10 protein-coding genes are annotated in these 12,547 nt (G+C 72.4%); 1 reads left to right on the forward strand and 9 read right to left on the reverse strand.

Annotation, left to right across the window (positions count from 1 at the left end; all coding sequences use genetic code 11):
* Positions 1-25: 25 nt before the first annotated feature.
* The gene (gene secA, locus E1283_RS20600; RefSeq protein ID WP_132819582.1) at positions 26-2,884 is read right to left on the reverse strand and encodes a preprotein translocase subunit SecA; all 2,859 of its coding nucleotides are present in this window, start codon (positions 2,882-2,884) and stop codon (positions 26-28) included.
* Positions 2,885-3,019: 135 nt separating this feature from the next.
* Between secA and E1283_RS20605 the strand changes: the two genes are divergently transcribed.
* Positions 3,020-4,207, forward strand: coding sequence for a winged helix-turn-helix domain-containing protein (locus E1283_RS20605; RefSeq protein WP_132819583.1), 1,188 nt, complete (start codon positions 3,020-3,022; stop codon positions 4,205-4,207).
* A 16-nt stretch (positions 4,208-4,223) separates the two neighbouring features.
* On the opposite strand, the gene E1283_RS20610 is transcribed toward E1283_RS20605, so the two are convergent.
* The 8 genes from E1283_RS20610 to E1283_RS38195 all read right to left on the reverse strand — a co-directional run.
* Positions 4,224-4,967, reverse strand: coding sequence for a response regulator (locus E1283_RS20610; RefSeq protein WP_132819584.1), 744 nt, complete (start codon positions 4,965-4,967; stop codon positions 4,224-4,226).
* A 128-nt stretch (positions 4,968-5,095) separates the two neighbouring features.
* Positions 5,096-5,788 (reverse strand): ribosome hibernation-promoting factor, HPF/YfiA family, encoded by a 693-nt coding sequence (gene hpf / locus E1283_RS20615; RefSeq protein ID WP_132819585.1) that lies wholly within the window; start codon positions 5,786-5,788, stop codon positions 5,096-5,098.
* Between the two features lie 256 nt (positions 5,789-6,044).
* A complete protein-coding gene (locus E1283_RS20620; protein ID WP_132819586.1) occupies positions 6,045-6,728 on the reverse strand; it encodes a ComF family protein in 684 nt (227 codons plus the stop codon).
* A gap of 78 nt (positions 6,729-6,806) precedes the next feature.
* Positions 6,807-8,696, reverse strand: a complete 1,890-nt coding sequence (locus E1283_RS20625) for an LpqB family beta-propeller domain-containing protein (protein ID WP_132819587.1) — start codon at positions 8,694-8,696, stop codon at positions 6,807-6,809.
* Complete coding sequence (gene mtrB / locus E1283_RS20630; protein WP_243744980.1) at positions 8,686-10,416, reverse strand: MtrAB system histidine kinase MtrB; 1,731 nt, start codon at positions 10,414-10,416, stop codon at positions 8,686-8,688. The genes E1283_RS20625 and mtrB overlap by 11 nt, the downstream gene beginning before the upstream one ends.
* 118 nt (positions 10,417-10,534) lie before the next feature.
* Positions 10,535-11,212, reverse strand: coding sequence for a two-component system response regulator MtrA (gene mtrA / locus E1283_RS20635; protein ID WP_132819589.1), 678 nt, complete (start codon positions 11,210-11,212; stop codon positions 10,535-10,537).
* A gap of 23 nt (positions 11,213-11,235) precedes the next feature.
* Positions 11,236-12,303, reverse strand: coding sequence for an S-methyl-5-thioribose-1-phosphate isomerase (mtnA, locus tag E1283_RS20640; RefSeq protein WP_132819590.1), 1,068 nt, complete (start codon positions 12,301-12,303; stop codon positions 11,236-11,238).
* On the reverse strand, positions 12,296-12,547 hold a 252-nt coding region (locus E1283_RS38195), incomplete at its 5' end, for a hypothetical protein (RefSeq protein WP_207930472.1). The genes mtnA and E1283_RS38195, both read right to left, overlap by 8 nt.

A 12,547-nucleotide genomic window follows, 5' to 3' on the forward strand; every position in this document is an offset into this window, starting at 1 on the left:
TATAAGAGACAGGGGAAAACGCCGGCTACTTCTTGCGGCGGCGGCCGCCACCCTTCGCCGCCCGACGACGCTCCGCACGCGTCGAGCCGTCGCCGGCACCACCCGCCGCCTCGTCGCCGTCGGCGGAGAAGTCGCTCTCGACCACGCCGCCCTCGCCGTCCACCGAAGGGGCGGAGAAGTGCAGCCGGTCGGCCCGCTGCGGCGCCTCCAGGCCCTTGGCCCGGATCGCCGGCCGCGCCCCGGCCGGCACGGCCTCCTGCTCGGCACCGGCGGCGCCGGCGGCGGCGCCGGCACCCGCGCCGGCCGCGGCCGGCTGCTTCTCGCCGCCCTGCACCGGCACCTGCTCGACCTGCCGCTCGACCTGGACCTCCAGGTTGAACAGGTAGCCGACCGACTCCTCCTTGATCCCGTCCATCATGGCCGTGAACATGTCGAAGCCCTCGCGCTGGAACTCCACCACCGGGTCGCGCTGGGCCATCGCCCGCAGGCCGATGCCCTCCTGGAGGTAGTCCATCTCGTACAGGTGCTCACGCCACTTGCGGTCCAGCACCGAGAGCACCACGCGGCGCTCCAGCTCCCGCGTCACCTCGGAGCCCAGCTCCTGCTCGCGCGCGTCGTACTGCTTGGAGACGTCGTCCTTGATCGACTCGGACAGGAACTCCGGCGTGAGGCCGTCCCGGCCGCCCGCCTCCTCCTCCAGCTCCTCGACGGTGGCCGCGACCGGGTAGAGCTGCTTGAACGCGCCCCACAGCCGCTCCAGGTCCCACTCCTCGGCGAAGCCGCCGGCCGTCTCGGCCTGCACGTACGCGTCGATGGTGTCGTCCATGAAGAACCGCACCTGCTCGTGCAGGTCCTCGCCGGCCAGCACCCGGTGCCGCTCGCTGTAGATGACCTCGCGCTGCCGGTTCAGCACCTCGTCGTACTTCAGGACGTTCTTGCGGATCTCGAAGTTCTGCTGCTCGACCTGGCCCTGCGCCGAGGCGATGGCGCGGGTGACCATGCGGTTCTCGATCGGCACGTCGTCCGGGACGTTGGCCATGGCCATCACCCGCTCGACCATCTGCGCCTTGAAGAGCCGCATCAGGTCGTCGCCGAGCGAGAGGTAGAAGCGGGACTCGCCCGGGTCGCCCTGGCGCCCGGAGCGGCCGCGCAGCTGGTTGTCGATCCGCCGCGACTCGTGCCGCTCGGTGCCCAGCACGTAGAGCCCGCCGAGTTCCTTGACCTCCTCGAACTCGGCCTTGACCGCCTCCTCGGCCCGCTCCAGGGCCTCCGGCAGCGCGGCGGCCCACTCCTCGACGTGCTCCGCCGGGTCGAGGCCCTTGCTCCGCAGCTCGTTCTCGGCGATGTCGTCCGGGTTGCCGCCGAGCTTGATGTCGGTGCCGCGGCCGGCCATGTTGGTGGCGACCGTGACGGCGCCGCGCCGGCCGGCCTTGGCGACGATCACGGCCTCGCGCTCGTGGTTCTTGGCGTTCAGCACCTCGTGCCGCACGCCCCGCTTGTTCAGCTGCTGCGACAGGTACTCGGACTTCTCGACCGAGGTGGTGCCCACCAGCACCGGCTGGCCCGCCTCGTGCTTCTCGACGATGTCGTCGACGACGGCCGCGAACTTGGCGACCTCGGTGCGGTAGATCAGGTCGGACTGGTCGATCCTGGCCATCGCCCGGTTGGTGGGGATCGGGACGACGCCGAGCTTGTAGATCTGGTGGAACTCGGCGGCCTCGGTCATCGCCGTACCGGTCATGCCGGCGAGCTTGTCGTAGAGGCGGAAGTAGTTCTGGAGGGTGATCTTGGCGAGCGTCTGGTTCTCGTCCTTGATCTTCACCCCCTCCTTCGCCTCGATCGCCTGGTGCATGCCCTCGTTGTAGCGGCGGCCGGCGAGGATGCGGCCGGTGTGCTCGTCGACGATCACGACCTCGCCGTCGAGGACGACGTAGTCCTTGTCCTTCTTGTAGAGCTCCTTGGCCTTGATGGCGTTGTTCAGGTAGCCGACCAGCGGGGTGTTCACCGACTCGTAGAGGTTGTCGATGCCCAGCCAGTCCTCGACCTTGGTGACGCCCGCGTCGTGGATGGCGACGGTGCGCTTCTTCTCGTCCACGTCGTAGTCGCCGGTCTCGGAGACCTGGCGGGTGGGGACGGCCGGCTCGCCCTTCTCCAGGCGCTGCACCAGCTTGGCGAAGTCGGCGTACCACTTGGTGGCCTGGTCGGCCGGGCCGGAGATGATCAGCGGCGTCCTGGCCTCGTCGATGAGGATCGAGTCGACCTCGTCGACCACCGCGAAGTTGTGGCCGCGCTGCACCAGCTCGTCCTTCGACCAGGCCATGTTGTCGCGCAGGTAGTCGAAGCCGAACTCGTTGTTGGTGCCGTAGGTGATGTCGCAGGCGTACTGCTCGCGGCGCTTGGCGGGCGTCATCCCGGCGGTGATGCAGCCGACCGACAGGCCGAGGAAGCGGTGCACCCGGCCCATCCACTCGGAGTCTCGCTGGGCGAGGTAGTCGTTGGTGGTGATCAGGTGCACGCCGTTGCCGGAGAGCGCGTTCAGGTAGGTGGGCAGCGTGCCCACCAGCGTCTTGCCCTCACCGGTCTTCATCTCGGCGACATAGCCGAGGTGCAGCGCGGCACCGCCCATCAGCTGGACGTCGTAGTGGCGCTGGCCGAGGGCCCGCTTGGCGGCCTCGCGGACGGTGGCGAACGCCTCCGGGAGCAGGTCGTCGAGGGACTCGCCCTCGGCGTAACGCTCCCGGTACTCGTCGGTGAGGGCCCGCAGCTCCGCGTCCGTCAGGTCAAGGAAGTCCTCTTCAATGGAGTTCACCTGGTTGGCGATGCGTTGCAACCTGCGCAGGATCTTGCCTTCGCCTGCACGCATGATCTTGTTGAAGACGGACACGAGGGCTGGTCTCCTTGCCGGTCGGGCCTGGCGCCGATAGGGATGCGCGGGCACAGCGAGATATGGCCCCGCCGCACCGGCCATGGTATGCGAGCGCCGCAAGGAGTGTCAGTGGTCGGCTCTACGATCGCTCGCATGACTGTCGTAGAGCCACAGCTGTCCGCCGACGAAGCCCGCCGGATCGCCCTGCGCGCCCAGGGCCTGCTGGGCGCGCAGGACCGGGCGGGGGGCGTGCGCGGCGTGCTGCGCCGGCTCGGCGCGGTCCAGCTCGACACGATCTCGGTCCTGGCGCGCTCGCACGAGCTGATCCCCTGTGCCCGGCTCGGCGCGGTGGGCCGGGCCGCGGTCGAGGAGGCGTACTGGTCGGGTGGGCGTTCCTTCGAGTACTGGTCGCACGCCGCCTGCGTGCTGCCCGTCGAGGAGTGGCCGTTGTTCGCCTTCCGGCGGCGTGCCTACCGGGCCCGGGAGTCCTGGCACCACGAGCTGGCGCCCGGCTCCTACGAGAAGGTGATCGCCCAGCTGCGGGCGGAGGGCCCGTTGACGGCCACCGAGCTGGGCGGCGCCAAGAACGGCGGCCCCTGGTGGGACTGGAGCGACGCCAAGGTCGCCGTCGAGCGGGCGCTGATGCTGGGGGACGTGGTGTGTGTCGAGCGGCGCGGCTGGAAGCGCGTCTACGACCTGGCCGAGCGTGCCATCCCCGGCGAGCTGCGCCACGACGACCTGCCGGACGCGGAGTGCGTGCGGCGGCTCGTCTCCCAGGCGGGGGCGGCGATGGGGGTGGCCACCCTGGGCGACCTGGCCGACTACCACCGGCTCCGGGTCGCGCAGGTGGCCGAGGTGGTGGAGGACACCGGCCTGGTGCCGGTGGTGGTCGCGGGCTGGGGCCCGCAGCACCACGCCTGGGCGGATCCGGCGGCGCTGGCCACCGTCCCGCGCGGCCGGCACCGCACCACGCTGCTCTCCCCCTTCGACTCGCTGGTCTGGGATCGCTCGCGCACCGAGCGGATGTTCCGCTTCACGCACCGTCTCGAGGCGTATGTGCCGAAGCCGAAGCGGGTCCACGGCTACTTCGCGATGCCGCTGCTGGCGGGCGGGAAGCTGCACGGCCGGGTCGACCCGGCGCGCGAGGGCGACACGCTGGTCGCCAGGCACGCGTCGTTCGTGGGCAGCGAGGCGCGGGCCCGCAGGGCGATACCGGCGATGGCCGACGCCCTGGCGGAGGCCGCGCGCTGGGTGGGCTGCGAGCGGATCAGGGTGGAGCGCACGACGCCGGCCGCGCTGCACGCCCCGCTGGCCGCGGCGGTCGCGGAGGTGTCGGTCTAGCGCCTGGTCCGGCGCCTCATTCCGTCTCCAGGTCCAGGATCTTCTCGCGCATCGCGTAGACGACGGCCTCCATCCGGGAGTGCAGCTGAAGCTTCTCCAGGATGTTCCGCACGTGGTTCTTCACGGTGTTCTCGCTGATGAACAGGTCCTTGGCGATGTCCCGGTTGTTCTTGCCCGTCGCCACCAGCTTGAGCACCTCGAGCTCCCGGTCGGTCAGCTTGGGCGCCGGCACCAGGCGCCGCTCGTCGGTGCGCTCGATCATCGACCTGAACTCGGTGAGCAGCTTGGCCGCCATGGACGGGCTGATCTGGGACTGCCCGTCCGCCACGGCCCGGATCGCGGCCGTGACCTCGTCGGTGGAGATCTCCTTCAGCAGATAGCCCGTCGCGCCCGCCTTGATGGCGTCGTAGAGGTCGGCCTCCTCGTCGCTGATCGTCAGCATGATGATCCGCGCGCTGGGAGCCACCTCCTTGATGGAGGTGCACGCCTCGATCCCGCCGCGCCTCGGCATCCGCACGTCCATCAGTACGATGTCGGGCAGCAGGTCGGCGGCCTTCTCCACCGCCTCGGCGCCGTCCCCGGCCTCCCCCACGACCTGGATGTCCTCCTCCTGCGCGAGCACGATCTCCAGCCCGCGGCGGAACAGTTCGTGGTCGTCGACCACCAACACCCGGATCGGCTCCCGCTGTTCGACCGCCGAGTCCGCCTCCTCCTCGCCGGGCCGCTCCCGAGGCATCGTGGGCCCGAAAGTGTCCACCATCGTTCCTCCCCCTACGACCGAGGCCATCCGAGGCGTGTCGTCGCTGACACGCTCGGCGACCTCATGATTCCACGGTGACACCCCCCATCGGTCCTCATCCGACGAGGGGTGCCAGCGGAACGCCTCGGTCAGCCGCCCAGCGCGCCCCCCGCGCCCTCGGGCAGGCTCTCGGCCAGCGGGTCGGCCTCCAGGTGGATCACGCCGTAGTCATAGGCGTGCCGGCGGTAGACGACGCTCGGCTGCTTGGTGTCCGCGTCGATGAACAGGTAGAAGTCGTGCCCGACCAGCTCCATCTCGTAGAGCGCCTGGTCGAGCGACATGGGTGCGGCGAGATGCGTCTTCTCGCGCACCACCAGGGGCCCGTCCCCCTCCACGACCACCGAGCCGATGCGCCGCACGGGCGGCTGCGCGGGCGGCTCGGGCCGGGACTCCGACGGGGTCATGGCGTCCAACGGGGCGGCGTCCGGCACCACCTCGGCGACCTCGCTGGCCGGGATGCGGTCCCGGCCGCGCCGGGAGCGGCGCTTGTCGTGCTGCCTGCGCAGCCGCGACTCCAGCTTCTCGGCCGCCAGGTCGAGCGCCGCGTACGGGTCAGCGGCCGAAGCCTCCGCCCGCACCACCGGGCCCCGGTGTCGCAGCGTGATCTCCACCCGGTCGGAACGGTCCGCCTGACGCGGGTTGAGCTCCTTCGACACCTCCACGTCGAGGCGGGTCACCTTGCCGTCGATCCTCTGGATCTTGTCCAGCTTCAACTTCTCGGCCACATGCCGCCGGAATCGCTCCGGCACCTCCGTCTTGCGGCCCTTGACGACGATGTCCACGCAGAACTCCGATCCCGGAGGCGTCGCGGCCCTGCGACCCCTCCGTTGGTGCACTGTGACTGTGCCGACGGGACACGTTCTCCTCGGCGCCCCTCCGGCTTTACCTGGTGATTACCGCTTTCACCTCCTCCTGCCCCGGCAGGAAGATCAACACCCCAGAAATCTCAGGACGATCACGAGCACACATTCGCCTCAGAAATTCCACATCTCCACTTATGTAACGAACGTACTCCCGCCAAAGGTGCCCGGGACACCCTCAGCCGCGCGAATTTCCCGCGACCACCGCCGCGCCGACCGGCACCCCGCCGGCGGCACGCACCGCGCGGGCCGCCTCGGCCAGCGAGGCGCCCGTGGTCACCAGGTCGTCCACCAGGAGCACCGGCGCCCCCGCGGCCAGCGCGCCGGTCCTCGCCACCAGCGCCCCCGCGAGATTGACGGCCCGCCGCTCGGCCGAGAGCCCGGCCTGGTCCGCCACCGGACGGCACTGCCGCAACGCCGGCCGCACCCGCACCGCCAGCCCCTCGCGGCGCAGCCGCCCCGCGGCCGCGAGCGCGATCCGGCGCACCGGGTCGTGCCCGCGCCGGGCCACGGTCGCCCGCGCCGAGGGAACCGGCACCAGCTCCACCACCCGCCCGGCAACGGCCGCACGGGCACACAGCGCGCGGGCACTCACCGCGAGCGCCCGGCCCAACGGGCCGGCCAGCGGCAGCACACCCCGCTCCTTGTGGGCCAGCAGCACCGCCCTGACCTGGTCGCGGTACTCGGTGGCGGCGTAGACGGCGGGCAGTCCCGAGGGCTCGGGAGCGAACCGCATCCGGCGGGCCAGGCCGTCGGTGAGCGCGGCCCGGCAGGGCTCGCAGAGCACGGCGCGCGCCTCGCCACAACCGGCACACGCCGTCGGCAGGATCAGGGAGCCGAGCTCCTGCCACCAACCACGCATGGTTCCACCGTGGCGGACGGCTCGGCCCGTGCCAAGCCCCCGTGCGGGGGTTTCCGGCCAGGCGCCGCTGACCCGCCGTCAGCCCGCGTAGACCGGGGCCGATCCGTTGGCGCCGACGACCTTCCACTGCGAGCGGTCCTGGAGCCAGGCCACCCCGGCCACCGTCTCGGCCAGCAGCGGCATCTCCTCGTTCTCCGTGGCGGCCACCCCGGTGACGTCGTTGAGGCCGGGCACGGCGGGCGCGTTGACCGTGGAGCCGTCGGACCGCACGTACATCAGCTGCTCGACACCGTCCGCCGGGCGGCCGACCACCACGAGCCGGCTGCCGCCGGCCCAGGAGACCGCGGCCACGTCCTCGAGCTGCGGGGTCACCGACCGCAGCCCGGTGACGGCGAGCTCGACGCCGTCCGCGCCGTCCTCGCCGGCGACCCGCTCGATCCGGCCGAGTTGCAGCGTGGCGTCGCCGTCCGCGCCGCTGACCAGCATCGCGATCCGCACCCCGTCCGAGGCCACCCGCAGCGCCTCGACCCGCTGGCCGTCCCGCAGCCCCTCGATCGGCACCGGCTGCGGCGTCCCGGCCCCCTCGACGAGCCGCAGCAGCCTCCCCCAGCCCGGCGGCTGGGAGGTGCCCCCAGGCTCGGCCGGCCGGTCGGCGACCCACAGGTCACCGAGTCCGTCCCAGCTGGGCGCGGAGAAGCCGGCGTCCTCCCCGCTGGTGCCGCTGGTGGCGAACACCTCGGGCCCGGTGTCCTCCTCGTTGGAAAGCGGCGCGACATAGAGGGTGGAGCCGTCCGCGCTGACGCCGGCCGCCCGCTCGCCGTCCCGGCGGATCGCGACGGACCGCAGCCCGCCCTCCGCCTCGTCGAGGGTGCCGGGCACCGGCCGCAGCGAGGGCTGCTCCTCGCCCTCGACCACCTGCACGAGCTCATGGTTCTCGTCCAGGAAGTAGGGCCGGCTCGGCTCGCCGTCGAGCAGCCCGGGGGCGTGCTCGTCGGCCTGCGCCGAGGACTCGTCGCACAGCGGCGCGCCGTTCTGGTCGCGCAGCCGGGCCTCGCTCAGCTCGACCGAGGTCGCGTCCCGCACGGTGTGCAGCAGTTGGGCCGCCATCCGCTCGCAGTCCTCGGCCGGCCAGGCGGCGGGGACCCCGGACAGCCACACGGAGAGCGCGCCGGACTCGTCGATCGCCGGGTTGTGGTCGGCGGCCACCGCGGCACCGGGCGGGAAGGCGGAGGTGACGGCGGGTGCCAGCCACTCGCTCGGGCCCTCCAGCAGGGTGCGGACGCTCTCGCCCACCGGGTCTATCCGGCGGCGCACGAAGATCGGGTCGGCGACCAGCACGTCCTGGCCGCTGTCGATCCGCTCCGCCTCCGGCCCGAGGCCGGCGTAATAGAACGTGTTCACGGAGTGGTAGATGCGGCTGAAGTCGGCCTCGCTGATGACCAGGCCGTCCGGCAGCGAGTCGATCCGCCACTGCTCGTCGACGCGCCGCAGCAGGAACGTCGACTGGTACTCGCCGGCCTGCGGGGTGTACACGTGCGAGGCGTCGACGGTCGCCAGCCGGCTGCCGGTCAGCTCCACCCGCATCGTCTCGCCGTCGCCGGACGACCCGGGATCGTCGGACCCCGGAAGCCGCAGGTCGGCGCCGCCGGTGAGGATGGTGGTGTTGGCGAACGGGTCCCACTCGCCCTGCCGCCGCGGGGTCAGGTACTCACGGGCCGTCTCGAAGTCGACCTCGTCACTGGTGATCGCCTCCAGGAAGCCCCGGACGATCGCCTGCGGCAGCGCGTTCTCGGCGGGCGGCACCCCGTAGACCCGCACCTGCGACTCGCCCTCGCCGTCCGAGCCGGCCCGCTGCGAGGCGTCCACCCGCTGCACGGGACCACTGGACGGCATCGAGGCACAGCCGCTCAACACCAGGCCGACGGCGGCGACCGCCGCACCGCCGCGCCAACGCCGCTCACTCCGCATGGCCGCCCTCCCCGCGCGCCTCGCCACCGGCCGGCACCGACTGCCCGGCCGACACCGACTCGCCGTTCTGCGCCGGGATCACGGGCACCCCGGCCGCCGCGCCACGGGCCCGCCTCTCGGCCCTCGCCCGCGCGTCCCGCGGCTCCAACGGCAGCGGAGAGCCGCGCAGCGGCTCGCCGGCCGTGCGCGGCAGCGTCAGCCGGAACTGGGCGCCGCCACCCCACTCGCCCCACGCCTCGAGCCAGCCGCCGTGCAGATGCGCGTCCTCCAGGGAGATGGAGAGCCCGAGCCCGGTACCCCCCGTGGTCCTGGCCCGGGCCGGATCGGCCCGCCAGAACCGGTTGAAGACCCGCTCGGCCTCCCCGGGCCGCAGCCCGATGCCGTAGTCCCGCACCGCGACCGCCACCGCGTCCCCGTCCCGGCTGGCCGCGAGACGCACCACCACGTCCCGGCCCTCGCCGTGCTCGATGGCGTTGACGACCAGGTTGCGCAGCACCCGCTCGATCCGCCGCGCGTCCACCTCGGCCACCACCGGGCGGGCGCCGCCCCGCACCACGAGCCGGCTCCCGCGCCGCTCCGCCAGCGGCTCGGCGCCCTCGACCACCCGGGCGACCACGTCACGCAGGTCCGTCTGGTCCGCCTCCAGGTTGGCCGCGCCCGCGTCGAACCGGCTGATCTCCAGCAGGTCGGCGAGCAGCGACTCGAAGCGGTCGAGCTGGCTGAGCAGCAGCTCGGCCGAGCGCGCGGTGACCGGATCGAACTCCCCGCGCGACTCGTGGATCACGTCCGCCGCCATCCGCACCGTCGTCAGCGGCGTGCGCAGCTCGTGCGAGACGTCGGAGACGAACCGCCGCTGCATCCGCGACAGGTCCTCCAGCTGCTGGATCTGCTGCTGGAGGCTGCGCGCCATCTTGTTGAAGGACTCGCCGAGCCGCGCGATGTCGTCCTCGCCGCTGACCTTCATCCGCTCCTGGAGCCGGCCGGCGGCCAGCCGCTCCGCGATCCGCGCGGCCATCCTGACCGGCGTCACCACCTGCCGCACCACCAGCCAGGCGATCGCGCCGAGCAGCACCACCACGAACAGGCCGGCGGTGGCGATGGTGCCGGTGACCAGGCTGAGCGACTCCTCCTCCTGGGTGAAGGGGAAGAGGTAGTAGAGCTGGTACCAGTTGTTCTGGATGTCTCCCAGGCGGCGCCCGATGATCAGCGCCTCCTGCGAGGTGCCGTCCTCGAACTCGATCCGCCCGTACTGCCGGTGCGCGTCCGTCGAGCGGTCCAGCGCGTCGCGCAGCTCGGTCGGGATGAACTGCTCGGGCTGCCGCAGGTCGCCGTAGGCCCGGGCGCCGCGCGGCGCCTGCCCCGAGCCGGTGTCGGCCTCGCTCACGAACGGGGTGCTCGACAGCTGGGAGGGCAGCGACACCACGTAGAAGACGCCGCGACCGCCGCTGGACAGCTGCTCCACGATCCCGTTCAGCCAGGCGTTCGGGTCCGGCGACTGGCCGGCAACCGACTCGCTGCCGTCCCCGTCCCCGGTGGCCAGCTCGCTCGCCACCGCGAACCCGCCCTCGGCCTGGCTCTGCGCCGTCTGCCGCTTGGCCTCCAGCAGGCCGTTCCGCACCTGGCCGATCACCACGATGCCGAGGACGAGCACCACGCCCAACGACATGACCAGCGTGGTGGCCACCACCCGCAGCTGGATGTTGCGGCGCCACAGCCGCATGACCGACAGCACCGGCCCGCGGGCCCAGCGGCCGAATATCCGAATCGCGGGTTGGGCCCCGGTCGCCGCCCCTTCGGTCAGCAACCGGGAACCGTGCCACCACTGCCGGTCGGTCACGTCAGCTTGACCCAGCCTTGTAGCCGACGCCGCGCACGGTCACCACGATCTCCGGGCGCTCCGGGTCCTTCTCCACCTTCGACCGCAGCCGCTGGACGTGCACGTTCACCAGGCGGGTGTCGGCCGCGTGCCGGTAGCCCCAGACCTGCTCGAGCAGCACCTCGCGGGTGAACACCTGCCACGGCTTGCGGGCCAGGGCCACCAGCAGGTCGAACTCCAGCGGCGTCAGCGAGATCGCCTGGCTGCCGCGCTTGACGGAGTGGCCCGCGACGTCGATCACCAGGTCGCCGATGGCCAGCTGCTCGGGTGCCGGCTCCTCGGAGCGGCGCAGCCTGGCCCGGATCCTGGCGATCAGCTCCTTGGGCTTGAACGGCTTGACGATGTAGTCGTCGGCGCCGGACTCCAGGCCCACCACGACGTCCACCGTGTCACTCTTCGCCGTGAGCATGACGATCGGCACCCCGGACTCACCCCGGATCAGCCGACACACCTCGATGCCGTCCCGACCGGGCAGCATGAGGTCGAGCAGCACCAGATCCGGCTTGATCTCCCGGAAGGCGGCGAGGGCCTTGTCCCCATCGGCCACGAACGAGGGCTCGAACCCCTCCCCGCGCAGCACGATGCCAAGCATCTCCGACAGTGCGGGGTCGTCATCGACGACGAGTACGCGTCCCTTCATGCCTTCATCATCCCATCCCCTGATCAGGACTTAGTCGAACGTGATCTGGAACACACTTCCGCGAGCGTTCCGTGATCCACCGGCGAGACCACCCCGAGCTCCGTGACGATCGCCGTCACCAGCTCGGGCGGCGTCACGTCGAAGGCCGGGTTGTACGCCTGCGTGCCCACCGGCGCCACCGACACCCCGGGGCGGATCTCCGTCACCTCATGCCCCGGCCGCTGCTCCACATGGATCGCCGCCCCGTCCGGCGTCGCCAGATCCACCGTCGACACCGGCGCCACCACGACGAACGGCACCCCGTGGTGCTTGGCGAGCACCGCCAGCGGATAGCTGCCCACCTTGTTCGCCACCGAGCCGTCCGCCGCGATCCGGTCGGCGCCGATCAACACCGCGTCCACCTCGCCCGCCGCGAACAGCGAGCCGGCCGCCCCGTCCACCAGCAGTGAGAACGGCATCCCGGCCCGCGCCGCCTCGCACGCCGTCAGCCGCGCCCCCTGCAACAGCGGACGCGTCTCGTCCACCCACAGCCGGCGCAGCTCCCCCGCCTCGTGCGCCGCCCGCACCACCGCGAGCGCCGTCCCGCCGCCCGCCGAGACCAGCGCGCCCGTGTTGCAGTGGGTCAGGATCCGGAACCGGCCGCCGGGCAACAGCTCACCGAGCAACTCCCGCCCCGCGGCCACCATCCGCGCGCTCGCCTCGGCGTCCTCCCGGAACAGCGCGTGCGCCTCGGCGAGCGCCGCCGCCGCGGCCCGCGCGCTCCCGTCGCCCGCCGCCTCATACGCGGCGACCGCCCGCCGCACCCCGTACTCCAGGTTCACCGCGGTCGGCCTCGCCCCCGCCAACAGCCGCGCCGCCTCCGACACGTCATAGCCACGCGCCGCCGCCAACGCCACCCCGTACGCCCCGGCGAGCCCCAACACCGGGGCGCCCCGCACGGAGAGGGACCTGATGGCCGCCACCAGCCCTGGCACGTCCGTCACCACCAACTCGACCTCGTCGGCCGGCAGCCGGGTCTGGTCGAGCAGCACCAGCACCGGCCCGTCGGGCGGCTCGGCCCAGCGCAACGCGGGAACTCTGAGATCAGCCATCCGCACAGTCTGCCAACCCACTCCCGGCACAGCCAGCGCGGCGCCATGGCACGATGGGCGCCAAGGAGAACCACCACATCCGGTGGTGTGACACGGCCGCGCGGCGGACGCGCGACGCGCGGTCGGGTGCCGCCACGCCGGCGGCCTCCAGGCCCCGGTCGGCGAGCGGCAGCAACCGCTCGGCTGTCAGCCGGTGGGCGGGCAGCCTGACGAGATCCCCGCCGTCCTCGGCCGGCCAACCGAA

The sequence above is a fragment of the Streptomyces hainanensis genome, from assembly GCF_004348415.1.
In the GTDB taxonomy this organism is placed as follows: domain Bacteria; phylum Actinomycetota; class Actinomycetes; order Streptomycetales; family Streptomycetaceae; genus Streptomyces; species Streptomyces hainanensis.

Bases quoted from the DNA above. Each gene is read 5' to 3' on its own strand.
- E1283_RS20605 (WP_132819583.1), top strand. From the start codon at position 3,020: ATGACTGTCGTAGAGCCACAGCTGTCCGCCGACGAAGCCCGCCGGATC.
- E1283_RS20610 (WP_132819584.1), bottom strand. From the start codon at position 4,967: ATGGTGGACACTTTCGGGCCCACGATGCCTCGGGAGCGGCCCGGCGAG.
- E1283_RS20620 (WP_132819586.1), bottom strand. From the start codon at position 6,728: ATGCGTGGTTGGTGGCAGGAGCTCGGCTCCCTGATCCTGCCGACGGCG.
- E1283_RS20625 (WP_132819587.1), bottom strand. From the start codon at position 8,696: ATGCGGAGTGAGCGGCGTTGGCGCGGCGGTGCGGCGGTCGCCGCCGTC.
- mtrB (WP_243744980.1), bottom strand. From the start codon at position 10,416: ATGCGGCTGTGGCGCCGCAACATCCAGCTGCGGGTGGTGGCCACCACG.
- mtrA (WP_132819589.1), bottom strand. From the start codon at position 11,212: ATGAAGGGACGCGTACTCGTCGTCGATGACGACCCCGCACTGTCGGAG.
- mtnA (WP_132819590.1), bottom strand. From the start codon at position 12,303: ATGGCTGATCTCAGAGTTCCCGCGTTGCGCTGGGCCGAGCCGCCCGAC.